The organism is Sphingomonas parva (ex Maeng et al. 2020), assembly GCF_004564275.1.
GTDB classification, from domain to species: Bacteria; Pseudomonadota; Alphaproteobacteria; order Sphingomonadales; family Sphingomonadaceae; genus Allosphingosinicella; species Allosphingosinicella parva.
Window position 1 is genome coordinate 1 of the sequence record NZ_SPDV01000042.1, and the last position, 24,257, is coordinate 24,257.

Sequence of the window (24,257 nt, forward strand, 5' to 3'; positions counted from 1 at the left end):
GGGGACCAGGCGAAGCCTGGTGGAGGGGCCGGAGCTGGTCGTCCTTCCCGGCCCCTCCACCGCGCTCCGCGCGGTCCCCCTCCCCATCGCCTTCGGCGACAGGGAGGATTGCAGCCCCCTTGCCCGCTCTTGCGCAGTCGCTCCGCCCCGGCGCTGGCGCCCGCCCAGCCTCTTGCCGCCCCACCCGCGATCGGGCACCCACACCGCATCCCGCCGCGCGTGTCCTTCGCGCGGCTCGTCTCTGCCGGAGTCTCCATGAAGAAGCGCATCGCCGCGGCCGCCTTTCTCCTCCTGTCCTCGACCGCCCTCGCCCAAAACGGAAAGGCGCCCAAGGCCGAGCCGAAGACATGGGACGTCGCCGCGCCGCCGGTGAAGACGCGCAACGTGGCGATCGACGTCGACGAGGGCACGTGGATGAATATCGACGTCAGCCCCGACGGCCGCACCGTCGCCTTCGACCTGCTCGGCGACATCTACACCTTGCCGATCGCCGGCGGCCGCGCCACCCGCATCGCCGAGGGCATGCCCTATGAGGTGCAGCCGCGCTTCTCGCCCGACGGCCGCCAGATCGCCTTCACCTCCGACCGCAGCGGCGGCGACAACATCTGGATCATGAACCGCGACGGCTCGAACAAAAGGCAGCTCACCAGGGAGAGCTTCACCCTGCTCAACAACCCGAGCTGGAGCCCCGACGGGAAATATGTCGCGGCGCGCAAGCATTTCACCACCGGCCGCTCGCTCGGCACCGGCGAGATCTGGCTCTACCACGTCGCCGGCGGCAACGGCGTCGCTTTGGTCGAGCGGCCGAACCCGCAGCACCAGAAGGAGCTCGGCGAGCCGACCTTCAGCCCCAACGGCGAGACGATCTACTTCAGCCGCGACACCACCTCGGGCCCGATCTTCCAATATGCCCAGGATTCGAACGGCCAATTGTTCGACATCGAGAAATACGAGCTGAAGACCGGCGAGCGCAGCGTCGTCGCCTCGGGCCCGGGCGGATCGGTGCGGCCGACGCCGTCGCCGGACGGGCGGTACCTCGCCTTCGTCCGCCGCGAGCGGTCGAAGTCGAAGCTCTACCTCAAGGACCTGCGCTCGGGCGAGGAGCGCAAGCTCTACGACGCGCTCGACCAGGACATGCAGGAGACCTGGGCGGTGACCGGCGTCTATCCGAACATGGACTGGACGCCGGACAGCCGCTCGATCGTCTTCTGGGCGGGCGGCAAGATCCGGCGGATCAACGCCGACGGCAGCGGCCTCGCCGAGATCCCGTTCCAGGTCAGCGACACGCGCGCGGTGATCGATCCGCCGCGGCCGGTCGTGGCGGCGTACAGCGACTCTTTCTCGACGAAGATGCCGCGCTGGGCCAAGCTCTCGCCCGACGGGCGGCAGGTCGTGTTCGAGAGCCTCGGCCGGCTGTGGACGAAGGACACCGCGGGCGGCGCCCCGCGCCGGCTGACCGCCGACGATTCCGACTTCCAGCTCTTCCCGAGCTGGTCCCGCGACGGGAAACGGCTCGTCTTCGTCAGCTGGAACGACCAGCGCCTCGGCGAAATCCGCACCGTAGCCGCAGACGGCTCGGGGATGAAGACGGTCACCAACAGTCCCGGCCATTACCGCCGGCCGCGCTTCTCGCCCGACGGCCAGACGATCGTCTTCGAGCGCGGCGGCGGCGGCTACCTGACCTCCGACGCCTGGTCGGAAAATCCGGGCGTGTTCCGGGTCTCGGCCAATGGCGGCGAGGCGGTGCGCCTCGCGACCAGCGGCTCCAACCCGCATTTCGGCGCGACCGGCGACCGAATCTTCCTCGAGACCTCGGGCGACAACAAGGTGAAATTGGTCAGCGTCGACTGGAACGGCAAGGACCAGAGGGTCCACGCCCAGGGCGAGATGATCGTCGGCTACGAGGTCTCGCCGACCGGCGACACGCTCGCCTTCCGCGAGAATTACGGCGTCTACGTCATGCCCTTCTTCGCCGGCGCCAAGACGCTCGAAGTGAGCGCCAAGGCGAGCCAGCTGCCGATCGTCCACGCCAGCAACGACGGCGGCCAGTTCATTCACTGGGCGCGGGACGGCGCCACCCTCGCCTGGAGCCTCGGGCCGACGCTCTACAGCGTCGACACTGCCTCGGTGCTGCGCACCGGCACTGCCTACACGCCGCCGAAGAGCGGCCTCTCGCTCGCCATGCCGGTCCGCGCCGACCGGCCCGAGGGCCTGGTCGCGCTCACCGGCGCCAAGGTCGTCACCATGGCGGACGACCAGGGCGGCGTCATCGACGACGCGGTCGTGCTGGTCGAGGACAATCGGATCAAGGCGGTCGGCCGCCGCGGCGAAGTGACCATTCCCGCCGGTGCGAAGACGGTCGACGTCGCCGGCAAGACGATCGTCCCCGGCTTCATCGACGCCCATGCCCATGGCGCGCAGGGCGAGGACGAGCTCGTGCCGCAGCAGAATTGGGACGCCCACGGCCACCTCGCCTTCGGCGTCACCACCGTCCACGATCCGTCCGCGACGTCGAGCGAGATCTTCCCCGCCGCCGAGATGCAGCGCGCCGGGATCATCGTCGCGCCGCGCACCTTCTCGACCGGCGAGATCGTCTACGGCGCCCGCAACCCCAATTATTACGCGGTGATCGACAGCGTCGACGATGCGCTCGCCCACGTCCGCCGCCTCAAGGCGCAGGGCGCGCACAGCATCAAGAACTACAACCAGCCGCGCCGCGACCAGCGCCAGCAGGTCGTCGCCGCCGCCGCGCGCGAGAACATGGCGGTGGTCGCCGAGGGCGCGTCGCTGTTCAGCCAGGACATCACCCTGATCCAGGACGGCAACACGACGCTCGAGCACAATTTCCCGCAGGCCGAATTGTACGAGGACGTGCTGAGCTTTTTCGGCGCGACCAAGGTCGGCTACACGCCGACGCTCGGCGTCACCTATGGCGGCCCCGGCGGCGAGCCGTACTGGAGCCAGGAGAGCGAGGTGTGGAAGCATCCTTTGCTCACCCGCTACGTCCCGGCCCATGTCCTCAACCCGGAGATGGTCCGGGTCGTGAAGGCGCCGGCCGAGGATTATGTCGACCAGGTCAGCGCCCGCACCGCCAAGAAGATCTCCGACCGCGGCGTGCCGGTCTCGACCGGCGGCCACGGCCAGCAGCAGGGCATCGCGCTCCACTGGGAGATGTGGTCGTTCGCCCGCGGCGGGATGAGCTCGATCGAGGCCTTGCGCGCCGCGACCCGCACCCCGGCGCGGGCGCTGGGCTTCAGCGACATCGGCTCGCTCGAGCCCGGCAAGCTCGCCGATCTCGTCATCCTCGACGCCGATCCGACCGCGGACATCCGCAACACCGAGAAGGTCTCGAAGGTGATGCTGAACGGCCGGCTCTACGACGCCGCCACGCTCGACGAGGAAGTCACCGGCACCCGCCGCCGCGCACCCTATTATTGGGAGCGCAGGGGCGGGACGGCGCGCTGAGCTAGAATCCTCCCTGTCGCCGCAGGCGATGGGGAGGGGGACCGCGTGAAACGCGGTGGAGGGGCCGGGAAGATCGACGAAGGGCACCCGGCCCCTCCACCACCCTTCGGGTGGTCCCCCTCCCCATGAGGCTTCGCCTCACAGGGAGGATTAGTCGTTACTCCGCCGCCGCCGCCCGCCGCTCGTCGGTACGCCGCGCCGCGGTGCGGCGGTCGCTGGTCCGGCGGTCCTGAACGTCCGCGCCGTGCGCGGCCTGGCGCCGCTCGCGGCCGCGGCGGTCGCCGCCGCGGCGATCCTCGCCTCTCGTCACCTTGGTGCCGTCGCTCATCTCGAGACTCCCCCGCAAAAGGTCCGCCGTTCATAGCGGCAGGGAGTCTCCATCGCGTTAATGGCGCGGTTTCGCCGCCGCCTGCTGGCGGGCGAGCTCCGCCTCGAACGCGGCCTCGGCGCGGGCGACCTGCCGCTGGAGCTCGCCGGGGTCGATGAAGGCGCTCGCCTCGCCGGCGCGCTGGCGCGCCCTTTTGCCGTCGAGATCGAAGAACTCCGGGTGGAAGTTCAGGAACATGTCGGCGCGCATCGCCTTCAGCCGCGCGAATGTCCGGCGGAAGTCGGCCGCCGCGTCCGGGTAGGTCGGATCGTCGAGCAGATTCTGCCCGGCGACGGTGAGGCTGCAGGCGAACAGGATCGTGCCGCTCTTCGTTTGGAGCGACCAGCTGGTGCAGCCGCGGGTGTGGCCCGGCGTCAGGTTGGCGGTGAGCGCCGTCCCGCCGAGCCGCAGCATTTCGCCGTCCCCGACGACGCGGTCGACCCGTACCGGCGGCCCCGCGAAGATCTCCGGGCGGCCGGCGACGCGGCCGCTCTCCAGGTCCGCTTTGTCCCCGGCGCTGGCGACGAGCCGGGCGCCGCTGCGCCGCTTGAGCTCGGCAAGGCCGCCGCTGTGATCGGCATGGGCGTGATTGATCAGCAGGTACTTCACGTCCGCGAGGCGGAAGCCGAGGCTGCGGATATTGCCGGCGATCAGCGGCGCGCTCTCCGGCAGGCCGCCGTCGATCAGCACATGGCCGGCCGGATCGGTGATCAGATAGGCGGCGAGGCCTTGGGTGCCGACGTAATAGAGATTGTCGGCGATCCGGAACGGCGCGGCGGGGCGGTTCCATTCCCGCCGCTGCGCGCTGTCCTGCGCGGCGCCGGCGGCCGGGATCGCGAGCAGCGCCGCGGACAAGGCCAGAACAAGGTATCGCATCATGAGGCTCCCTCTCCAGACGATGGGAGCAGGCGGTGCCCCTCCCCTTTCCGCGCCCTGATGGCGGAGCCGGCCCCACGAGTGCAAAGGATCTTCCTTCGCATCAGCCATGAGATTATCTCAGCCGAGGCGCCCGCCGACCCCACGCGATCCGCCGGGCCGGCCCGGCCGCCGCACGGCCGGGCGATCCCGGCGTTGCGTCGGAACGCCGGCGAAGGCATTGTCGCGCGCGATTCGAGGAGAGATATTTTGCTCAAGTCTGCTTTGTTTTCCATGGTCTTGCTCGCCGGCGCCTCGGCGGCGGTCGCCCAGAACGACCTGGTCCCGACGCTCGGCCACGGTGCGGCGGCGGCGAAGGTGATGCGCACGGTCAACATCACCGCGCTCGGCGCTTATGCCAATCAGGGCGAGGAGCGGCTGATCGACGTCCGGCTCGACGCGGACAGCGACGGCGACGGCGAGAAGGACCTCGGCCTGCTGCGCGTCACCTGCAACGGCGGCGACATCCTCACCGGCCGCTTCCAGGCGGGCGAGACCCTCGCCGCGGCCAAGGTGAAGCCGGTCAAGGCCAAGGCGGCCTCGGCGCTCGCCGACGGCAGCACCTTCAAGGGCAATTGGAACCTGCGCGACGTGCAGAAGGCGACCTCGACCAACGCCGCCGTCCCGCTCACCCTCGCCCCGGGCGGCCCCGACGTCTGCGCCTGAGCGCGACCGAGGCCAAAGTGGCTGACGAGAGCCGCCTCCGTGTCACGCGGGGGCGGCTCTTCTCTCAGGAGTTCTGACGCGTCCGCCGGCGGCGCCTCAGCCGCCGGCCAAGGCCGCGCAGCAGCCCGGGCCGCGCCTCTGGCTCGCCCTCCTCGCCGGCGCTCTCGGGATCGAGCAATTCCTTCCTGGCGATGGCGATCTCGAGCTCGCTCGGCTCGCCCGGCTCGACCGGAACGAGGGTGCGGCCGCTCCCCCGCAGCCGCTCCACCGTCGCGACCAGAGACCCGGTCTCCGCGAACGCCGCGGCGACGTCGCCCGCGCGGACGTCGAGATGCTCGGCGAGGAGGTCGCAGCGCCGCGCGGCGATCCGTTCCTCGGCGCCGCGGTTGCCGGGGCTGCGCGCGTCGAGCGCGAGATCGCATTCGGTGTCGAGGCCCATCGAGCGGTTGTTGATGTTGGCCGAGCCGACGCGGAGGATCTGATCGTCGACGATCGTGATCTTCGAATGGACGTAGATCGGCGCGCCGTCGCGCGTCACCGGAGAATAGATGCGGAAGCGGCCGTGGACGTCGGCCTCGGCCAGGCGGCGCATCAGCTCGCTGCGGGCGGGCCCCATCGCTTCTTCCTCGATCCAGCCCTCCGCCTTGTCCGGATTGACGATGACGAACTCGGGCCCGTCGGGCTCGCGCAGCCGCTCGGCGATCGCGTTGGCGATCACCCGCGAGGCGAAGAACTGGTTCTCGGCATAGACGAAGCGCCGGGCGCTCGCGATCATGTCGACGTAGAGCGCCTCGATCTCGCGGATCGACTCGAAATCCTCGTGCTCGGCGCGGGTGCGGGCGACCGCCACCTCCACGTCGGTGAAGTCCGCCTCCAGCTCCTCCGGCCACGGATCGCTCGACACTTCAGGGACCGGCAGCCGCTCCCCGCCGGCGATCTCCCAGCGCTCCCGCGCGAGATCGCCGATCGCCCGGGCGGCGGCGCCGTCCACCGCCATCGTCGCATCGTGCCAGGGACGGTAGAGCCGCCCGGTCGTCGGCCGCTTGCGGCGGCGGTCGCCGTCGAGATGGCGCCGCGTGTCCCAGCGCGTCGCGGTCATGTCGATCCCGCCGCAAAAGGCGAGATTGTCGTCGACGACGATGATCTTCTGGTGATGGCTCGCGCCGACCGGATGCGCCGCGTCGAGCTTGAAGGCGATCCGCTTGCTCGCCGCCCAGCGGGCGAGGCGGAACAAGGTGCTGCCGCGGCCGAGCAGCTTCACCGCGCCCCAGTTCCAGCGCAGGATGTGGATGCACACGTCCTTGCGATGCTTGGCGATCCACGAGATCAGCGGGCCGAGCTCCTGCGGGGCGCCCTCGCCCGCGTCCGGATCGAGCACGATGCGCGTGTCGAAATCCCAGCCGATCAGCAGGATCTGCGATTGCGCCCGCAGCATCGCCTTGCGCGCGAGGCTGAAATAATCGGCCGCGTCGACGATCAGGGCCGCGCGACCGGCTTCCTCGATCCTCCAGCAGTTTCGGCCCGGCTCTGGAACGGGAGCGGCGAGGTCCCGCGCGTACGCTTTCAACATGGCCGGAGAACGCCGCCGGGGCGTTTCGGTTTCGCCGCCGAAACGGCAACGCGCCTCCCCCTCCCGGAACCCTCACTCACATGCAACGTTCGCCCGGGACCGTTTTGGAGGCGCAATGGACAGCGAGGATCGCACCGCCACCCGCCAGCCCGCCACCGTTGCCGGGGGCGAAGGACCGCCGGCGGTGTTCGCCTGGCTCGTCCATCTGTTCACGGCGAGCGGCGCGGTGCTCGCGCTGCTGGCGCTGATCGAGGTCGATCGCGCGCGCTGGCACTGGGCGCTGTTCTGGCTGTTCGTCGCGGTGGTCGTCGACGGGATCGACGGCACCTTCGCGCGCTGGGCGCGGACCAGGGAGCGCGCCGCGCGGATCGACGGCGACACGCTCGACCTGGTGGTCGACTATCTGACCTATGTGTTCGTGCCGACGATCTTCATCTGGCGCGCCGGCCTGGTGCCGGCGGACCACGCCCCCTGGCTCGCCGCGGCGATCCAGTTCTCCTCGCTCTATCTGTTCGCCCGGCGCGACATGAAGACCGACGACAATTACTTCCGCGGCTTTCCCGCGCTGTGGAACATCGTCGCCTTCTACCTCTTCGTGATCGACGGCACGCCGCTCACCGGCCTGTTCGTGGTCGCCCTGCTCGTCGCCCTCACCTTCGCGCCGGTGCATTTCGTCCATCCCTTCCGGGTACGCGATTACGGCAAATGGCTGCCGTTGATCACCACCGTCTGGGCGGTGTCGACCGTCTCGCTGCTCTGGCTGGGGCCGCCGTCCACCGCGCGCAGCGTCTGCCTGACCGTCTCGGTCGCCACCGCCGCGATCCTGCTCCTACTCGGCGTGGTGCGCAGTGTCCGCGGGCCTCGGGAGGCCGCTCCGGGGGACCGGCTTACGAGCCGGCCGCGTTGAGTACCGCCAGCTCCTCGGCGCGGGCGGTGCTGACCGGGCCGTTGGCGGTGAGCAGGGACCAGCCGTCGGGCAGATAGTCGGTCGACATGTAATAATAGAAATTGCAGCGCCCGCTCTTGTCGTAGCTCGCGCCCTTGACGATGCCGAAAGCGGTGGTGCCGCGGAACACCGGGCCGCCGCTGTCGCCGCCGCCGCAGGTGGGGCCGGCGACGGTCACCCAGGACGGGGCGCACGGCCCGCCGCACAAGGCGCCGGGCGGCGCGTAATCGACCAGCTCGACCTCGGCGCAGCTGTAGCCGCTGCGTTCGCCGCGATGGCAGACCACGTCTCCCGCCCTCGTGCTCGCCCGCCCGCGCGCGCCGGTCAGGGTGCGCACCGCCGTCTTCTTGCTGTCGGCGTAGAACGACGGGCTCTGCGCCGCCTCGCTGACGTGCAGCTGGACATCGCGAAAGCTCCAGCCCCATTGCCCGCCGAACTCGAGCGGAATGTCGGCGCCGGCCGCGTCCCGATAGGTCAACGTGTCCGGGCAATGGGCGGCGGTGACGATGCCGGTCCTCACGCCGTCGGTGACGACGAAGCCGGTGGTGCAGAAATTGCGCCGGCCGCTCGAGGGCTCGACCCCCTCGACCCGGGCGCCGCCCTCGATGCTGGCGTTGCCTTCGCGCTCGACGACCCGCACGCGCGCCGGCACCTTGAGGGTCTCCTCGAGCCGCTGCTGGATCAGCTCGACGCCGATCCGGTCGGCATCGCTCGCCCGCACGTTGAGGACGAACTCGCCGCGGCGCGGGTCGACGCCCATGCCCATCGATCTGGGCAGCGATGCGCGGATCTCCTCGGCATGCGCCTCGAGCGCGGCGAGGATCTCGGCGCGGCTCGCCCTGGCCCCGGTGCGGAAGACGATCGGCACCCGCATGCCGCCGGCGACGATTTCGCGGTCCTTCACCTTCTTTCTGCCGGTGAGCAGGACGACGATGCGATAATCGGGATGATGCTCGATCGCGATTCCGGCCAGCCGGTCCTGGTAGAGAAGCTGGATCCGGTCGGTCTCGGCGACGCTTTCCTCCTGGGCGCGAAGGCGGCGCATCGCCTCGTCCAGCCCGACGCCCTCGAGTCTCGCATATTCGGCGGCGTCCTGGGCGAGCGCCTCGTCGGCGCTCTGCACCACCGGCGGCTGGGCAGGGGCGGGCGGCGCCGGGGCGGCGCTGACCGGCGCAGGGCCGGCCTGGGCGGCGCCGCCGGGCGCCGCACCCGCCGTCTGTGCGGCGGCAGGAAAGGCCGCGGCCAGGAACACGGCCGCGAGCGCGGCCCGGACATGAAGCTGCAAAGACGTGACCCCGCGCTCTCCACCCGCCGGCGCGACGATCGCGACCGGCCTCGGCAGCGCTATAGCGCCGGTCAGCTTACACCAGGATGACCGGGCTCAGTCCGCCGCCTCGCCGCCGACACGCCCCGCCGCATGGGCGAGACGATAATAAGCGACCGCCATCGCGCCGCGCAGCACGATCCTGGTGAACGCCTGGGTCCGACCCGGCGCCACGCATGTCTGGAGCGCGCCGACGATCGCGGCGAAGCGCGTGGTCTCCTCGGCGGAGGCGGGCTCGCTCAGCAGGACGGCCTTCGTCCCGACCGGATCAGCGCGGACGACGCACTCGCCGTAGCGGGCGGCGAAATCATAGGCGGCGGCATCGAGATAGCGGTCTTGCGCCTCCTCCTGCTCCTTCTTCGCCTTCCAGCCGGCGCCCTCGGGAAGCGGTCGGGGCGGCTCCGGCAATGGCCGATAGGTGAGCGGGGCGACGTTCGCAAGCTCCGGCGCCGGCAGTGCGGCGAGCTCCCGGCGAACCAGCGCATCGGCGAGCGCGTAGCGATAGGAATCGCCCGGAAACCGGGCAGAGACGACGGAGCTCCTCGTATGGAGCAGGCACGCCGGGTCGATCAGCCTGGTATAGTCGCGAACCATCGTCTGGGTGTCGACGTTAGCAACGAGCGCCTCGGCCGCCTTGATCGGACGGGCGGCGACGATGCAGCGCGCATATTTGTCGACCAGCTTGCGGGTTTCCCGCGCGGAAAGGTCCTCGGCCGCCGCCGCGCTCGCGGTGGCAGCCAGGATGCAGCCGATCGTAATCACCCTGATCATGTGAATTCCCCTTTCGGCCGGGCCCCTCCAGCCGTTGCGGCGATCCTAGGCGCGCCGACCAAGGGGTCAACCCGGGGTCAGATCCGGGGCGGTTCCCACAAGGGGAAGAGGATGCCGGCCTGGCGCTCGATCACCGGATGGCGGGTGCGGCTGCGGCCGAAGGTGCGCGGCCGGCGCTGGGCGCTCCAGCGCACCTCCTCGCGGCGGCGCTCGACGCCGCTGCGCTCGATCCGCGCCGCCTCGCGCTCGAGCATCTCGGCTTTCTGGATCAGCGGCTTGGCGACGTCGGGATGATAGTCGCTGGCGAGCTGCCGGCACTGGGCGGCGCGGTCGCGAAGGGCGGTGGAATTGGTCATCTCTCGAGTCCTTCTCGCACCCGTGGGTGGTTCTTGGAGGAGAGAACGCCATCATATCGGCTCCGGGTCCATGGGGTGATTCGGGCTGCCCTGATCCGGGACGGTTCCGCCGCTTTTCCTTCCGGCCCCTCGGAGCCGCCTCTGCGGAACGGATTGGCAGGCGCGGCACGCGCCGGTAACGCGGAACCCGCGCCGCGAGAGCGCGAACAGGAGGAGGATGGTGATGATCTGGACTGGCTTCGGACGAACCGCGACGGCCGTCGCCGCCGCGGCGATCGCGCTGGCGGGCTGCGCCGCGACGGAGACGGGCGGCTCGCCCGCCAAGCCGCGCTCGGCCGAGGGGCTGCGCTATCTCGGCCAGCCGCTGCTCCAGGACATCTACATCGCCGACCCCTCCGCCCATGTCTTCGACGGGCGCATCTACGTCTACGGCTCGCACGACGTCGACGGGACCACACCGGAGGACGATCTCGGCTCGCATTTCGAGATGCGCGACTATCGCGTCGTCTCGTTCGACCGGATCGGGGGCAAGCCGACTGTGCATCCGGTCGCGCTCGACGTCCGCGACGTGCCCTGGGCCGAGAAGCAGATGTGGGCGCCCGACGCCGCCCGCAAGAACGGCCGCTACTTCCTCTACTTCCCCGCCAAGGACAGGGAAGGCGTGTTCCGGATCGGCGTCGCCACCTCCGATCGGCCGGAAGGCCCGTTCAAGGCCGAGCCCAAGCCGATCGAGGGCGCCTACAGCATCGATCCGGCGGTGTTCACCGACGGGGACGGCGCCAGCTACATGGTGTTCGGCGGCATCTGGGGCGGGCAGCTGCAGCGCTGGGCCAGCGGCCGCTTCGATCCGAACGGATCGAACACCGATCTCGGCCGCAACGACGCGCCGGCCCTCACCCCGCGCATCGCGCGCCTGCGCGACGACATGCTGGAATTCGCCGAGACGCCGCGACCGCTGGCGATCGTCGACGAAGCGGGCAAGCCGCTGCTCGCCGGCGACCACGATCGTCGCTTCTTCGAGGCGGCGTGGATCCACAAGCACGACGGCCTCTATTACCTGACCTATTCGACCGGCGACACGCACTTCATCGCCTACGCCACCAGCCGATCGCCCTACGGCCCCTTCACCTATCGCGGCCGGGTGCTCGCCCCGGTGCAGGGCTGGACCACCCATCATTCGATCGTCGAGGTCGGCGGCCGCTGGTATCTCTTCTACCACGACACCCAGATCTCGGGCCGCACCCACCTCAGGAACATGAAGGTGACGCCGCTGGTCCACGAGCCCGACGGCACGATCCGCACGATCGATCCGTTCGTGCGCTAGACCAACGGCGGGCCGCGACTTTCCCGTCCGGCGCGTGTAGGCGGCGGCGATGACCGCCGAGATCGATCCGTTCCACGCCATTGCGATCAGCCGCCGCGCCCACCAGCTCGCGGCGGCAGGCCGCTCGATCATCCACATGGAATTCGGCCAGCCCTCGACCGGCGCGCCGCCCGCCGCGATCGCCGAGGCGCACCGCATCCTCGACGCCGATGCGATGGGCTATTGGGAAAGCCCGGCGCTGAAGGCGCGGATCGCCGATCATTATCGCGCCTGGTACGGCGTCAGCGTCGAGGCGGAGCAGGTGATCCTGACCTGCGGCGCCTCCCCGGCCTTCGTGCTCGCTTTGTCCTGCGCCTTCGCGCCGGGTGCGCGCGTCGCGCTCGCCCGCCCCGGCTATGTCGCCTATCGCAACACGCTGAAGGCGCTGCACATCGAGCCGGTCGAGATCGCCTGCGGCGAGGCCGAGCGCTTCCAGATCACCGCCGAGGCGGTCGCGCGCCTCGACCCCGCGCCCGACGGGCTGATCCTCGCCAGCCCGGCCAATCCGACCGGGACGATCATCGCGCCGGACCAGCTGGCGGCGATCGCGGAGGTCTGCCGCCGCCGCGGCATCCGCATCGTCTCGGACGAGATCTATCACGGCCTCTCCTACGTCGCTCCCGCGCGTACCATCCTCGAGCACGATCCGGACGCCCTGGTGGTCAACAGCTTCTCGAAATATTTCAGCATGGCCGGCTGGCGTCTGGGCTGGCTGGTGGTGCCGCCCGCCCTGATCGACGCGGCACGCGCCCGGATGGGCAATCTCTTCCTGACGCCGCCGTCGCTCTCGCAGCACGCCGGGCTGATCGCGATGGACTGCCGCGACGAACTCGAGGGCCATCGCGAAACCTACCGGCGCAACCGCGCCCTGCTGCTCGACGCGCTGCCGGGGCTCGGGCTGCGCAGGATCGCGCCGCCGGACGGCGCCTTCTACATCTACGCCGACGTCGGCCATCTGACGCAGGACAGCTACGGCTTCTGCATGGCCCTGCTCGAGGAGACGGGGGTGGCGACGGCGCCGGGGATCGATTTCGACCCGATCGACGGGCACAGGTTCATCCGGATCAGCTTCGCGGTCGCGACCGATCTGGTGCGCGAGGCGATCGCGCGCCTCGCCCCCTGGTTCGCGGCCCGGGCCGCCGCCTGATCCCGGTCAGACGAAGCGTCGCTGGAGCAGCACCAGCGAAGGATCGTCCGGCAGCGGGCGGCAGGTGAAGCCGAGGCTGCACTCGAGCTCGATCAGCGCCCAATTGTCCGCGGACGAGATCGATTCCAGCATCGGCACGCGCCGCACCTCGGCATAATCGGCGACGTGCATCAGCAGTCGCGCGCCGATCCCCAGCCGCTTCAGGTCCGAGCGGACGGCGATCGCCACCTCGGCGCGGTCGCGCGCGTCGCTGGCGGCGAACATCGCGCTCGCCACCAGCACGTCCGTGCCGGGGAGGAAGGCGAGGAAATTCTCGGTCCGGTCGTGGTCGACATGCGTCATCTCGATCAGCCGCTCGCGCCCGACGTGGCGCACGCCGGTGAGGAAGCGGTAGCGCAGGTCCTCGAGCGTGAGGCTGGCGAAGAAGGCGCCGAGCGCATCGGCGTCGGCGGCTTCGGCCGCGCGGACGAAGAAGCGGATCCCCGAGCGTCCCTCGAGCTCGCACGACCAATCGGAAGGGATGAGGACGCCGGGCAGCATCGCATCAGAACGAGCGATCGCACCGGCCGCTCCCCGCGGGGCGTGCGACGCTCCCTCAGCGGCCGTAGAGGCCGGTGCCGGCCAGCTTCGCCTCGATCAGAGCGCGTCGCTGGTGTCCCGGCACCTGGTAATGGCCGACCATCTCCGCCTGCGCCTCCAGCCGCGAGCGCGTGAACGGCAGGTCGGCAGGATCGTCCTGGTAACGGTACATGGCCGCGGCGCGGCCGCGGCAAGCGATCAGGTCCCGCGCGTAGCGCAGGAGGAAGCGCGGCACGCCGAGTCGGGACCATTGCCAGACATGGGTCATCTCGTGCGCAAAAAGGGACCGCCTTCCCAGATCGGCCGCGGCGAAATCGCGGCAATAATCATGGCCGAAATAGATCGTCCGCCGCAGCGTGATCGCGCCGTTGCCGTTGCGGAAGGCGATCTCGGCGACGTCGTTGACCGCCGGCCCGTCGACCAGCCGCACCGCCTCATAGGGAAGCGGATCCGGGAAGATGCCGCGGCAGAGCGCGACCTCGCCCGCGGTGAGCGGGCGGATCTCGTACATCGCCCGGCCGCGCGGCGCCTCCGTCGGGCGATCAGAGTCCGAAGTGCGCGTAGGCCACCATGCAATAGAGCATCGGGATCGAGAGGATCAGGTTTGTGCGGCTCGCCATCATCGCCACGCTCGCCGAGCGGGCCTTGGCGGCATCCTCGGCCGGGACGATGCCGAGCGCCCGTTTCTGGTTCGGCCAGATCACGAACCAGACGTTCGCCGCCATGATCAGCCCCAGCCACATGCCGATGCCGATCGTGCGGTGCGATTCCTGGAGGGTCAGCGCTTCCCCGGTATAGCCGCCCTGCTTGAGCTCGCCGGTGACGAGGCCGAGAAGCACGGTCGCCAGCGCCGCCCAGCGGAACCAGAACAGGGCCGCCGGCGCGATGTATCGCGAGACCGCCGGCTTCAGCTCGGCCGGGACCTTCGGCATGGTCGGGATCTGGACGAAGTTGAAATAATAAAGCAGCCCGATCCACAGGACGCCGGCGAAGATGTGCAGGAAGCGCAGGAACTGCGCCCAGTCGTATCCGCCGTCGCCGAGCAGGGCCCCGTGCAGGCCGAACATCGCCGCGAGCAGCAGCACGATGCCGATCAGCAGCGCGAGGTGGAAGTTGCCGAGTATCTTCGCCATCGAAAGCCCCCTCCTGGTTTCGTTACGCCGGTCTAACGCAGCGACGGTGCGAGCGTAAGCCTCCGATGGATCCGCCGCGGACGGCTCAGTCGAGCCGCCACATGATGCTCTGCGACAGCGGGGTCCACAGCCCGGTCTTGATCCCGGCGGCGCGCAGCGCCTCCCCCGTCCAGGCATTGCAGGTGTAGAAGGCGTTATAGCCTCCGATGGCCTCGTAGAACATGTCGCTGTCGCCATAGCCGCGACCCAGCACCGGCATCGTGCGGCCCTGGGCATCGCGCTGGAAGCTCTTCGCCATGTGCGCGGCGAGCTTCGCATATTGGCCGTGGGTGATCCTCAGCGGCCGCTGCCACTCGTTCGGCTGCGGCCGGTGGGTGTGATCGGCGTGGATCAGGCTGCGCCCCTGGCCGAACATCGCCAGGAAGGCGTTCTTCATGGTGAGATCGCCCCAGGTCGGCGTCTCGAGATAGAAGGTGCGGTTGCCGTAACCGAGCGCGACGTGATCGCCGCCGCCCCAGCGCGGATCCCTGAGGTGCGCGCCGGGCGCATAGGGACGCCAGTCCATCTCCGGCGTGACCTTCGGCACGACGATCCAGGTGTGGACGCCGTTGGTGCGCAGGAAGATGGTGACGCCTTCCTTCGGCTCGACCCAGTTCGCATTTGCCGGGACGGCGCCGAGCAGCAGGGCCGCGAGGAAATAGAGGACAGGAAGGGCGAGCAACGCCGCCAGCAGCCTCGTCGCGATCCTCAGGGCTCGTCTCATCGAGCGCAGCGTAACGTAAGCAATGCGGTTGAGAAAGCGCCGCCGGCGGTCCATCCTCGCGCGATGCGGGACGAGCTCGAAGCGATCTGGCGCGCCGGCGTTGCGGCCTGCCTTCCGGAGCGCGCGCTTGCCCGACAGCTCCCCGAGCCGCCGCGCGGCCGCACCATCGTCCTCGCCCTCGGCAAGGCGGCGGCCGGGATGGCGCGGCTGGTCGAGGCCGAATGGCGAGGGCCGCTCACCGGGCTCGCGGTCGGCCGCGCCGGCGACGAGGCGGGCCTGAGGCGGATCGCGTTCCTCGCGGGCGCCCATCCAGTGCCCGATGCGCGCAGCGTCGCCGCCGCCGAGCGCCTGCTGGCGCTGGCCGCCGAAGCAGGACCCGACGATCTCGTCCTCGTCCTGCTCAGCGGCGGCGCCTCCGCCCTCGCCTGCGCGCCCGGCGCCGGCATCACGCTGGCGCAGAAGCAGGCGCTGACCCGCGCCCTGCTCCGCTCGGGCGCGCCGATCGGCGAGGTCAACGTCGTCCGGCGGCACCTGTCCCGGATCAAGGGCGGCCGTCTCGCGCGGGCGGCGGCGCCCGCCCGGCTGGTCACGCTCGCCATCTCGGACGTGGTCGGCGACCGGCCCGAGGACATCGGCTCCGGCCCGACTGCGCCCGATCCGACCAGCATCGCCGACGCTGTCGCGATCCTCGGCCGGCACGGCATCGCCGCGCCCGAGGTGGGCTGGAGCGAAAGCGTGAAGGCGGTGGACGGCACCTATCGCATCGTCGCCGGCGGCCGAACCGCGCTCGAAGCCGCCGCGGCGAAGGCGCGCACGCTCGGCTACGACCCGGTGACGCTCGAATGCGAGGGCGAGGCGCGTGACGTGGCGCGCGATCACGCCGCCCGCATCCTCTCGGCGGCGCCCGGCACGGCGCTGATCAGCGGCGGCGAGCTCACCGTCACCGTGCGCGGCGACGGCACGGGCGGGCCGAACCAGGAATATGCCCTCGCCGCCGCGCTCGCGCTCGCTGGCCGGCAGGACATCTGCGGCCTCGCCGCGGACAGCGACGGGATCGACGGCAGCGGCGGCGCCGCCGGCGCGTTCTTCGACGCCGGATCGGCGGCGCGTTCGCCCCTGCCGGGAGAAGCCGCGCTCGCGGCGAACGACAGCCATGGTTTCTTCGCCGCGCTCGGCGACCTGTTTATTCCGGGCCCGACCGGCACCAACGTCAACGATTTGCGTATTCTGCTCAGGCGGCGCGGCTGACGCGCCTTCACCCCAGAAGGAGAGACTCATGGCGACACGTTCAGCATCGGCGCGCTACGAAGGCTTCGGGCGGGAGGGCAAGGGCCACCTCTCGCTCCAGTCCGGCGTGCTCTCCGACCAGCCCTATGATTTCGGCACCCGCTTCGGCGACACGCCGGGCACCAATCCGGAAGAGCTGATCGCGGCGGCGCACGCTGCCTGCTTCACCATGGCGCTCTCCTTCGCGCTGGCCAAGGAAGGCTATTCCGACGGGACGCTCGAGACCGACGCCAAGGTGACGCTCGACAAGGACGGGGACGGCTTCGCGGTCACCCGCTCGGACCTCACGCTCAAGGCCGACGTCCCCGGCATCGAGCCGGCGAAGTTCGAGGAGATCGCCCAAGGCGCCAAGGCCGGCTGCCCGATCTCCAAGCTGCTCAAGGCCGAGATTACGCTCAAGCACACGCTCAACGGCTGACTAATCCTCCCTGTGAGGCGAAGCCTCGTGGGGAATGACCGCGCGTAGCGCGGTGGAGGGGCCGGGAAGAACGACCACCACCTCCCGGCCCCTCCAACAGGCTTCGCCGACCGGCTGCTGCGCAGCCCGGTTCCGCCTTCCGGCATGACCCCGGCATGCCGCGGCTACACCCCCCCTCCCCATCCGCTTCGCGGACAGGGAGGATGAGAATCCGCGCTCACGCCAGCCGCGGCAGGAATTGCTCGGCCTCTCCCCAGCCTTTCAGCGCACGGCTGCGCGCCCGCTTCAGCAGCAGGGCGGCGTCGGCGATGGTGAAGCGGCTGGCGCGGGGTATCGCGTCCAGCTCGTCCCAGGACACCGGGGCAGCGACCGGTGCGCCCGGTCGGGCACGCAGCGAATACGGCAGGATCGCCGTCGCACTGCGCTGGTTGCGAAGATAATCGAGGAAGATCCGGCCCTTCCGCTCGGACTTGGGCAATGCGATTGTGTAGAGCTGCGGCTCCGCTTCGGCCAGGACCGCGCAGATCTTGTGCGCGAAGGCGCGCACCTCCGGCCATTCCGAAGAGGGCGTCAGCGGCACCACGACATGGACGCCCTTGCCGCCGCTCAGCAGCGGAAAGCTGGCGAGGCCGAGCTCTCCGAGCACCCTGTGCATCGTGAAAGCGGCGGTTCGCACTTCCGGGAAGCCGGTCCCTTCCCCGGGATCGAGATCGAAGGCGATGCGGTCGGGCCGCTCGACCTGATCGACCGGCGAACCCCAGCCGTGGAACTCGATCGCCTCCGCAGCAGCGCAGGCGACGATTCCGGCCTCGCTGTCGATCCACAGATAGTCCTCGGTCCGGCCGTTCTTCTGCGCGATCGGCAGGAACCGAACCGGCGGCCCGAATGCGTTGCCCGACGCGGGGTGGTTGCGGTTGCGCTGGAAGAAGCAATAGCCGGCGGTGCAGCGGAACAGGTTGAGCGGGCGGCGGCCGGCGAAGCGGAGGACGAGCGGCGCCAGCCGGCGATAGTAATCGATCAGAGCGGCTTTCTCCGGCAGCTTCGGCTTCTTGTAGCTCGGCTCGCCGGCCGGGCCCCTGGCCGTGCCCGGGATCGGCTTGGGCCCCGCAGCGGCAGGATCTCCTCCGGACTCGTCTTGGCTTGCCGGCGCCCGCGTCACCCGCCAGTCCGGCGCGGGACCGCTGCGGTAGCGGCTGCCGACACGTTTCGAGACGATGCCGGGCAGGCCCAAGCCGGCGACGGCGGCGAGGAAGGCGGGGCCGCCGCCCTCGACATGCGCGCCGAACCGGATCGCGCGGGACGGATCGTCGCTGCCGATCAATTCCTCGAGCAGATCGCGGCGCGCCTCGATCGGCCTGGCGCGGAGATCGCGCCCGTCGTGGAGCAGGTCAAAGGCGACGAAGACGAGACGCTCCGGCGCGTCCGCGATAGCATCGTCCAGCGCAGCGCGATCCGGCCGCCCCGCCGCATCCTGCACGACGAGCACGCCGTCGAGCACGAGCTCGCTCACGCCGAGCCGGCGGCCCGCCTCGATCACGCGGGGAAAGCGATCGGTGCAGTCGCGCCCGGCAGTGTCGAACGCGCGAACCACGCCGGCCTCGACGACAATCTGGAGGCGCTCACCGTCGTAGAGCAGCTCGTGCAGCCAGTCGTCTCCGTCCGGAACGGCGTCCGCCGGGGTCGGCAGCATCGGAGGGACGAAGGCCGGCATGGACCCGCAACGGGAGCGGGCGAGCGGCGGTTCCGCGAGAGCCCTGCCTTTGACCCAAGCTCGTCGTCCCGGTGTAAACCGGGACCTCAGGACGAGAGCGCGCAAGCGTCAATGTCGCGCTCCAATGACGCTCCGGCTCCCCACTCTGAGACCCCGGGATTCGCCGCGGTGACGATTATTGGATCTTCAGGCCGCCGCGGCTTCGATCGCCTCGCTCGCCTCGAGCCAGCGAGCCTCGGCGGCCTCGATCTTCGCCTCCACCTCCGCGCGGCGCTTCATCAGCTCGGTCATGGTGAGCCTGGCCAGCGACGGCTCGGCGCCGGCGGGATCGAACATCGCGTGGTCGATGCGGCCGCGCAATGCGGTGAGCTTCGCGATCTCCGCTTCCGCCGCCTTGGCGTCGTTGCGCAGCTTCTGGCTCTTCTCGCGGGCGACCGCGGCGGCGCGGCGCTCGTCCTTGCGGCTCGCCTTGGGCTCGGCGCGCGCCGCGTCGGCGGCGTCCTTGCGCAGCACCATCGCGGTGTAATCGTCCAGGGTGCCGTCGAACTCGGTCGCGGTGCCGTTGTCGACCAGCACCAGCCGGTCGGCGGTGAGCTGAAGCATGTGCCGGTCGTGGCTGACCACCACCACGGCGCCCGAATAATCGTTCAGGGCCTGGACCAAAGCCTCGCGGGCGTCGACGTCGAGGTGGTTGGTCGGCTCGTCGAGGATGAGGAGGTGCGGCGCGTCGCGGGTGATGAGGGCGAGCGCCAGCCGCGCGCGCTCGCCGCCGGAGAGCTTCCTGACCTCGGTGGTCGCCTTGTCGCCGGAGAAGCCGAAGCGGCCGAGCTGCGCCCGCACCGCCGACGGCGTCGCGCCCTTCATCAGCCGCGCCATGTGCTCGACCGGCGTGTCGGCGCCGTCCAGCTCCTCCACCTGATATTGAGTGAAATAGCCGACCTTCATCTTGCCGGAGGCGTTCATCGCGCCGTCGATCGGCGCGAGCTGCGCGGCGAGCAGCCGGGCGAGCGTGGTCTTGCCGTTGCCGTTGCGGCCGAGCAGGGCGATGCGATCGTCGGGATCGAGCCGCAGGTTCAGGCGCGACAGTATCGGCGTGCCGTCATAACCGACCGACGCCATGTCGAGCGTGATCAAAGGCGGCCGCAGGCCCTCGGGGCTCGGGAAGGCGAAGGAGAGCGAGGGATCCTCGACCGCCTCCGCGATCGGCGCCATCTTGGCGATCGCCTTCAGCCGGCTCTGCGCCTGCTTGGCCTTGCTCGCCTTCGCCCGCCAGCGGTCGGCGAACGCCTGCAGCTTGTCGCGCTGCGCGATCTGCTTCTCGCGTGCTGCGGCCTGCTGGGCCTGGCGCTCGGCCCGCTGGCGCTCGAACGCATCGTAACCCCCGGGGTAGAGGGTGAGCTTGCCGCGATCGAGGTGGAGGATGTGATCGACGACGTTGTTGAGGAAGTCGCGCTCGTGGCTGACGATGACGATCGTCGCGCGGTACGATTGCAGGAAAAGCCAGAGCACCGCCTCGAGATCGAGGTGGTTGGAGGGCTCGTCGAGCAGCAGCAGGTCCGGCCCCGAGAAGAGCAGAGCGGCGAGCGCGACGCGCATCCGCCAGCCGCCGGAGAAGCTGTCGAGCGGGCGATGCTGCGCCGCCTCGTCGAAGCCAAGGCCGACGAGGATTCGCGCCGCGCGCGACGGCGCGGCATGGGCATCGATCGCGTTCAGCCTCTCGTGGATCTCGCCAAGCCGGTCCATGTCTTCGCAGATCTCGGCCTCGTCGAGCAGCGCCGCGCGCTCCAGATCCGCGGCGAGCACCGTCTCGAACGGAGTCGCCTTCCCCGCCGGCGCCTCCTGGGCAATGTAGCCGAGGCGGGCGCCCTTCGGCATGTCGGCGCTGCCCTCGTCCGCCTCGAGCTGGCCGGCGATCACGCGGACCAGGGTCGATTTGCCGGCGCCGTTGCGGCCGATCAGGCCGACGCGGCTGCGCGGCGGCAGCGCCGCGGTCGCGCCGTCGAGGATCGTCCGCCCGCCGAGGCGCACCGTGATACCGTTGAGATTCAGCATGGCGGGGCGCCTAGCACGGACGCCGCGCCAAATTAAGGCAGTGCGCGCCTTGCCACGTCCGCGCCCTTCCCCGATGGTCGCGCGAAACCGGAAGGAAGAACGAATGCGTCTGCTGGGAGTGTCGGGCAGCCTGAGGCGCGGATCCTACAACAGCGCGCTGCTCCGCGCCGCGGCGGGGCTGATGCCTGAAGGGAGCAGGCTCGACATCGGCAGCATCGCCGGCATCCCGCTCTACGACGGCGACCTCGAGGCGCAGTCCGGCCTTCCCGAGGCGGTCGCGCGTCTCAAGCAGCAGATCGAGGAGAGCGACGGGCTGCTGCTGGTCACGCCCGAATACAACAATTCGATCCCCGGCGTGTTCAAGAACGCGATCGACTGGGCGTCGCGCCCGGCAGCGGACATCCCCCGCGTCTTCGGCGGCAAGAAGGTGGCCGTGATCGGCGCCTCGCCCGGGGCGTTCGGGACGATCCTCAGCCAGAACGCCTGGCTGCCCGTGCTGCGCACCCTCGGCTGCGAGATCTGGTCCGGCGGGCGGCTGATGGTCTCGGGTGCCGGGCGGGTGTTCGGCGAGGACGGCAGCCTCGCCGATCCGAAGATCGAGCAGAGGCTCGGTGCCTATCTCGCTGGGTTCGTGAGTTTCGTAGAAGGCGGCCGGCGTTGAGTCTGACCAGCTATTCACAGGACACCGTTCGCGGAGACGCTAGAGTTCCGCCGCTTCTTCCTCCGCCAGTCTTTTCACCTCGCGCCAGCGGCGCAGTTCCTCCTCCGCGTCGGCGACGGCGCGGTGGCGCACCGGCCGGCGCTCGCCTTCGGCGCGGGCCCGCGCGACGATCGCGCTGACCCGCACCATCCGCTCGGCCGGCGGCAGCAGACCGGTGAGGATCCGCGCCGCCGTCTCGTGCTGAGCGATCTCGCTGTCCTTGAGGCGAAGGGCGTGGCGCGGAATTCCGGCGGCGCGGAACAGGGCGCTCAGCCATTTGCCGTCCCAGGACGGTGCGCTGGCGAAGAGGGCGTGGCCCGAGAGCGCCTCGAGGACCCGCCGGGCCACCTGATCGTGCGGCTCGCCTTGGGCCTCGAGCGTCGCGCGGCTGATGCCGTGGATCCGCTCCGACTCCGCGTCCCAGTCGGTCCATTGCGGCGCCGGCCGGATCAGATGGTTCTCGGACGTACCGTCCTCGGCCGCCCAGCCCACCTCGATCGGATAGCCGGTCTTGCCGAGCGACGAAGCCTCGAAATCGATGAATATGTGCATCGTCGGGCGAACGCGCCTTGCCGCCGCTGGTGCCGTAGCTCAGGCCGGCAGAGTGGCGTGAACCGTCGCCAGCGCGCGCAGCACTGCGGCGGTGCGGGCCGCAGCCTGCATCGTCAGCGTGCTGACGCCGTGCTTCTGCAGCACCCGCTCGTGACTGTCGATGCACATGCCGCAGCCGTTCATCGCGGAGAGCGCGAGGCTGAACAGCTCGAAATCGTCCTTGTCGATGCCGGGGGTGCACAGGGTGTTCATCCGCAGCCGCGACGGCAGGGTCGCATAATCCGGGTTGGAGCAGAGATGGATGAAGCGGAAATAGACGTTGTTCATCGCCATCAGCGCCGCCGCGCCGCGCGCCGCGTCGGCCGCCTGCTCGGAGAGCCGTCCGGCGGCCTCCGCCTCGGCGGCGATCACCACGGGCCGATAGCCGGTGCCGTGGGCGCAGGCGAGGAGCAGGCCGTATTTGCGCTGCTCGCCCAGCGTCTCGTCGTCGAGCAGCGCGCCGACGTTGATCCTGATGTCCCGCGCATAATCGGGCAGCGCGTCCGCAAGATCCTTGAGCGACATCGAGCCTCCTGTTCCCCGTTCCGGACCCAGCCTAGACCCTGATCGGCCGAAGGCGAAGCGCTGTCGTGCGGCCCCGGTCATGATGCTGGCTTTCATCGACTTACCAGATTAGTCTTGGCGAGTTGATCGACCGAGGCGATGATGACCACCTATCTGCCCACGCTCAAGCAGCTCCAATATCTGGTCGCCCTCAAGGACCAGGGGCATTTCGGCCGGGCGGCCGACGCCTGTTTCGTCACCCAGTCGACGCTCTCCGCCGGGGTGCGCGAACTCGAGACGCTGATCGGGGTCACTCTGGTCGAGCGGACCCGCCGCGTCGTTCGTTTCACGCCGCTCGGCGATCGGATCGCCGAGAAGGCACGGCGCGTGCTGCGCGAGGCCGAGGAGCTCGCCGACATGGCGCGCGCGGCCGGCAAGCCGCTGTCGGGCGAGCTGCGCATGGGCGTGATCCCGACGATCGCGCCTTTCCTCCTGCCGCGTCTGCTGCCGGGCCTGCGCGAGGACTGGCCGGACCTGCGCCTGTACCTGCGCGAGGAGACCAGCCAGGCGGCCTGCGACAGCCTCCACCGCGGCCAGCTCGACTGCGTCCTGCTCGCCCTGCCCTATGGCTGCGGCGAGGTCGAAGCCGAGCCTTTGTTCGACGATCGCCTGTTCGTCGCTTTCCCGCCCGGCGACGCCACCGGCCAGAAGGGCGTTGCGATCACCCCCGCGGCGATCGACGAGGACCGATTGCTGCTGCTCGAGGATGGCCATTGCCTTCGCGACCACGCGCTGGCGGCCTGCAACCGGCCCGAGCTTCGCGCCGAGGCGGCGATGCTCGGCACTTCGCTGCACACCATGGTGCAGATGGTCGGCAACGGTCTCGGGGTCACCATGGTACCGGAGATGGCGGTCACCGCCGGCATCCTCGAAGGCACCGGAGTCGTGGCGCTTCCGCTGGAGGCCGAGCATGCCTACCGCCGCATCGCCCTGATCTGGCGCAAGGGCAGCCCGCGCGAGAAGGACTTCCGCCTTCTTGCCGAGGCGCTGAAGCAGGGCACCTGAGCGCATCGCGCCCCCTTGATTCCCGCGGCCTGCTGAACCAGCCTCTCCCCGGCGACGAAAGGGGACATCGTCGGACGAAGAGGGGGACAAATGGAATATATCGGCATCGGCATGGTCGTGCTCGGCCTGGTCTGGATCGGCGGCTTCGCCTGGGCGCATTTCCGGGCGATCAACAAGGCCAAGGCGGCGGAGAGCTGGCCCAGCGTTCCGGGCCGGGTGATCTCCTGCGAGGTCCGGGAGGAGGAGAGCAGCGACCGCGAGGGCAACACCAGCACCTGGTACAATCCGGTGGTCACCTACGCATATTCCACGGGCGGTCGTGAGCTCCAGGGCAACCGGCTGCGCTTTGGCAATCCCCGCAGCGGCAGCCGCAGGAAAGCGGAGGAGGCAATCCTTCCTTATGGTGTCGGAACGACGCCGGCGGTTCGCTACAACCCGGAGCGACCGGACGAGTGCGTGCTGGAGACCAGGAAGCCCGGGCCGATCTATCTCGTCATGGCCGTCTTCGGCCTGCTGTTCGTCGCCATGGGCCTGTTCTGGGACCAGATGGCGTAGCGCCTGCGG

At 70.1% G+C, this 24,257-nt stretch carries 24 protein-coding genes; 10 read left to right on the forward strand and 14 right to left on the reverse strand.

The features are described from left to right. Positions 1-255 precede the first annotated feature (255 nt). Positions 256-3,465, forward strand: a complete 3,210-nt coding sequence (locus E2493_RS17255) for an amidohydrolase family protein (RefSeq protein ID WP_135089348.1) — start codon at positions 256-258, stop codon at positions 3,463-3,465. A gap of 157 nt (positions 3,466-3,622) precedes the next feature. On the opposite strand, the gene E2493_RS21365 is transcribed toward E2493_RS17255, so the two are convergent. Both E2493_RS21365 and bla read right to left on the reverse strand, forming a co-directional pair. Then, on the reverse strand, positions 3,623-3,793 hold the full coding sequence (locus E2493_RS21365) for a hypothetical protein (protein ID WP_167737602.1): 171 nt from the start codon (positions 3,791-3,793) through the stop codon (positions 3,623-3,625). A 57-nt stretch (positions 3,794-3,850) separates the two neighbouring features. After that, the gene (gene bla / locus E2493_RS17260; RefSeq protein ID WP_135089351.1) at positions 3,851-4,708 is read right to left on the reverse strand and encodes a subclass B3 metallo-beta-lactamase; all 858 of its coding nucleotides are present in this window, start codon (positions 4,706-4,708) and stop codon (positions 3,851-3,853) included. A gap of 273 nt (positions 4,709-4,981) precedes the next feature. Here bla and E2493_RS17265 point away from each other — a divergent pair, with 273 nt between their 5' ends. Continuing rightward, positions 4,982-5,413, forward strand: coding sequence for a hypothetical protein (locus E2493_RS17265; protein WP_135089355.1), 432 nt, complete (start codon positions 4,982-4,984; stop codon positions 5,411-5,413). Between the two features lie 64 nt (positions 5,414-5,477). Here the strand turns inward: E2493_RS17265 and E2493_RS17270 are convergent, their stop codons facing one another. Beyond that, positions 5,478-6,983, reverse strand: a complete 1,506-nt coding sequence (locus E2493_RS17270; RefSeq protein WP_135089358.1) for a phospholipase D-like domain-containing protein — start codon at positions 6,981-6,983, stop codon at positions 5,478-5,480. Between the two features lie 115 nt (positions 6,984-7,098). Here E2493_RS17270 and E2493_RS17275 point away from each other — a divergent pair, with 115 nt between their 5' ends. Further along, the gene (locus E2493_RS17275; protein WP_135089361.1) at positions 7,099-7,890 is read left to right on the forward strand and encodes a CDP-alcohol phosphatidyltransferase family protein; all 792 of its coding nucleotides are present in this window, start codon (positions 7,099-7,101) and stop codon (positions 7,888-7,890) included. On the opposite strand, the gene E2493_RS17280 is transcribed toward E2493_RS17275, so the two are convergent. The 3 genes from E2493_RS17280 to E2493_RS17290 form a co-directional block, all read right to left on the reverse strand. Next, positions 7,871-9,214 (reverse strand): chymotrypsin family serine protease, encoded by a 1,344-nt coding sequence (locus E2493_RS17280; protein ID WP_191993018.1) that lies wholly within the window; start codon positions 9,212-9,214, stop codon positions 7,871-7,873. The two genes, E2493_RS17275 and E2493_RS17280, sit on opposite strands and share 20 nt — an antisense overlap. A 96-nt stretch (positions 9,215-9,310) precedes the next feature. Continuing rightward, a complete protein-coding gene (locus E2493_RS17285; RefSeq protein ID WP_135089364.1) occupies positions 9,311-10,024 on the reverse strand; it encodes a hypothetical protein in 714 nt (237 codons plus the stop codon). Between the two features lie 77 nt (positions 10,025-10,101). Then, positions 10,102-10,380 carry a hypothetical protein gene (locus E2493_RS17290; RefSeq protein WP_135089367.1) on the reverse strand — a complete coding sequence of 93 codons (279 nt, stop codon included), beginning with the start codon at positions 10,378-10,380 and terminating at the stop codon, positions 10,102-10,104. Between the two features lie 223 nt (positions 10,381-10,603). Between E2493_RS17290 and E2493_RS17295 the strand changes: the two genes are divergently transcribed. Further along, the gene (locus E2493_RS17295) at positions 10,604-11,704 is read left to right on the forward strand and encodes a glycoside hydrolase family 43 protein (protein ID WP_225421560.1); all 1,101 of its coding nucleotides are present in this window, start codon (positions 10,604-10,606) and stop codon (positions 11,702-11,704) included. Between the two features lie 49 nt (positions 11,705-11,753). Beyond that, a complete protein-coding gene (locus E2493_RS17300) occupies positions 11,754-12,890 on the forward strand; it encodes an aminotransferase class I/II-fold pyridoxal phosphate-dependent enzyme (protein WP_135089373.1) in 1,137 nt (378 codons plus the stop codon). A 6-nt stretch (positions 12,891-12,896) separates the two neighbouring features. Here the strand turns inward: E2493_RS17300 and E2493_RS17305 are convergent, their stop codons facing one another. The 4 genes from E2493_RS17305 to E2493_RS17320 form a co-directional block, all read right to left on the reverse strand. Next, positions 12,897-13,430 (reverse strand): GNAT family N-acetyltransferase, encoded by a 534-nt coding sequence (locus tag E2493_RS17305; RefSeq protein ID WP_135089376.1) that lies wholly within the window; start codon positions 13,428-13,430, stop codon positions 12,897-12,899. Positions 13,431-13,485: 55 nt separating this feature from the next. Further along, the gene (locus E2493_RS17310) at positions 13,486-13,980 is read right to left on the reverse strand and encodes an eCIS core domain-containing protein (protein WP_135089379.1); all 495 of its coding nucleotides are present in this window, start codon (positions 13,978-13,980) and stop codon (positions 13,486-13,488) included. A gap of 31 nt (positions 13,981-14,011) precedes the next feature. Beyond that, a complete protein-coding gene (locus tag E2493_RS17315) occupies positions 14,012-14,602 on the reverse strand; it encodes a urate hydroxylase PuuD (protein ID WP_135089382.1) in 591 nt (196 codons plus the stop codon). A gap of 85 nt (positions 14,603-14,687) precedes the next feature. After that, positions 14,688-15,365, reverse strand: coding sequence for a TIGR02117 family protein (locus E2493_RS17320; protein ID WP_167737604.1), 678 nt, complete (start codon positions 15,363-15,365; stop codon positions 14,688-14,690). Positions 15,366-15,428: 63 nt separating this feature from the next. On the opposite strand from E2493_RS17320, the gene E2493_RS17325 reads away from it, so the two are divergent. Beyond that, positions 15,429-16,613 carry a glycerate kinase type-2 family protein gene (locus E2493_RS17325; RefSeq protein WP_135089388.1) on the forward strand — a complete coding sequence of 395 codons (1,185 nt, stop codon included), beginning with the start codon at positions 15,429-15,431 and terminating at the stop codon, positions 16,611-16,613. A gap of 28 nt (positions 16,614-16,641) precedes the next feature. Then, the gene (locus E2493_RS17330; protein ID WP_135089391.1) at positions 16,642-17,070 is read left to right on the forward strand and encodes an OsmC family protein; all 429 of its coding nucleotides are present in this window, start codon (positions 16,642-16,644) and stop codon (positions 17,068-17,070) included. 217 nt (positions 17,071-17,287) lie between these two features. On the opposite strand, the gene ligD is transcribed toward E2493_RS17330, so the two are convergent. After that, positions 17,288-18,781, reverse strand: coding sequence for a non-homologous end-joining DNA ligase (gene ligD, locus E2493_RS17335; RefSeq protein WP_135089394.1), 1,494 nt, complete (start codon positions 18,779-18,781; stop codon positions 17,288-17,290). A gap of 186 nt (positions 18,782-18,967) precedes the next feature. Then, positions 18,968-20,833, reverse strand: coding sequence for an ABC-F family ATP-binding cassette domain-containing protein (locus tag E2493_RS17340; protein ID WP_135089397.1), 1,866 nt, complete (start codon positions 20,831-20,833; stop codon positions 18,968-18,970). Between the two features lie 103 nt (positions 20,834-20,936). Here E2493_RS17340 and E2493_RS17345 point away from each other — a divergent pair, with 103 nt between their 5' ends. Further along, on the forward strand, positions 20,937-21,494 hold the full coding sequence (locus E2493_RS17345) for an NADPH-dependent FMN reductase (protein WP_135089400.1): 558 nt from the start codon (positions 20,937-20,939) through the stop codon (positions 21,492-21,494). Positions 21,495-21,533: 39 nt separating this feature from the next. Here the strand turns inward: E2493_RS17345 and E2493_RS17350 are convergent, their stop codons facing one another. Both E2493_RS17350 and E2493_RS17355 read right to left on the reverse strand, forming a co-directional pair. Next, complete coding sequence (locus E2493_RS17350) at positions 21,534-22,085, reverse strand: 3'-5' exonuclease (protein ID WP_135089403.1); 552 nt, start codon at positions 22,083-22,085, stop codon at positions 21,534-21,536. Between the two features lie 39 nt (positions 22,086-22,124). Continuing rightward, entirely contained in the window at positions 22,125-22,649 is a 525-nt protein-coding gene (locus E2493_RS17355; RefSeq protein ID WP_135089406.1) for a carboxymuconolactone decarboxylase family protein, read from the reverse strand. 141 nt (positions 22,650-22,790) lie between these two features. On the opposite strand from E2493_RS17355, the gene E2493_RS17360 reads away from it, so the two are divergent. After that, on the forward strand, positions 22,791-23,693 hold the full coding sequence (locus E2493_RS17360) for a hydrogen peroxide-inducible genes activator (protein ID WP_135089427.1): 903 nt from the start codon (positions 22,791-22,793) through the stop codon (positions 23,691-23,693). Positions 23,694-23,783: 90 nt separating this feature from the next. After that, on the forward strand, positions 23,784-24,248 hold the full coding sequence (locus E2493_RS17365; protein WP_135089409.1) for a DUF3592 domain-containing protein: 465 nt from the start codon (positions 23,784-23,786) through the stop codon (positions 24,246-24,248). Positions 24,249-24,257: the final 9 nt, after the last annotated feature.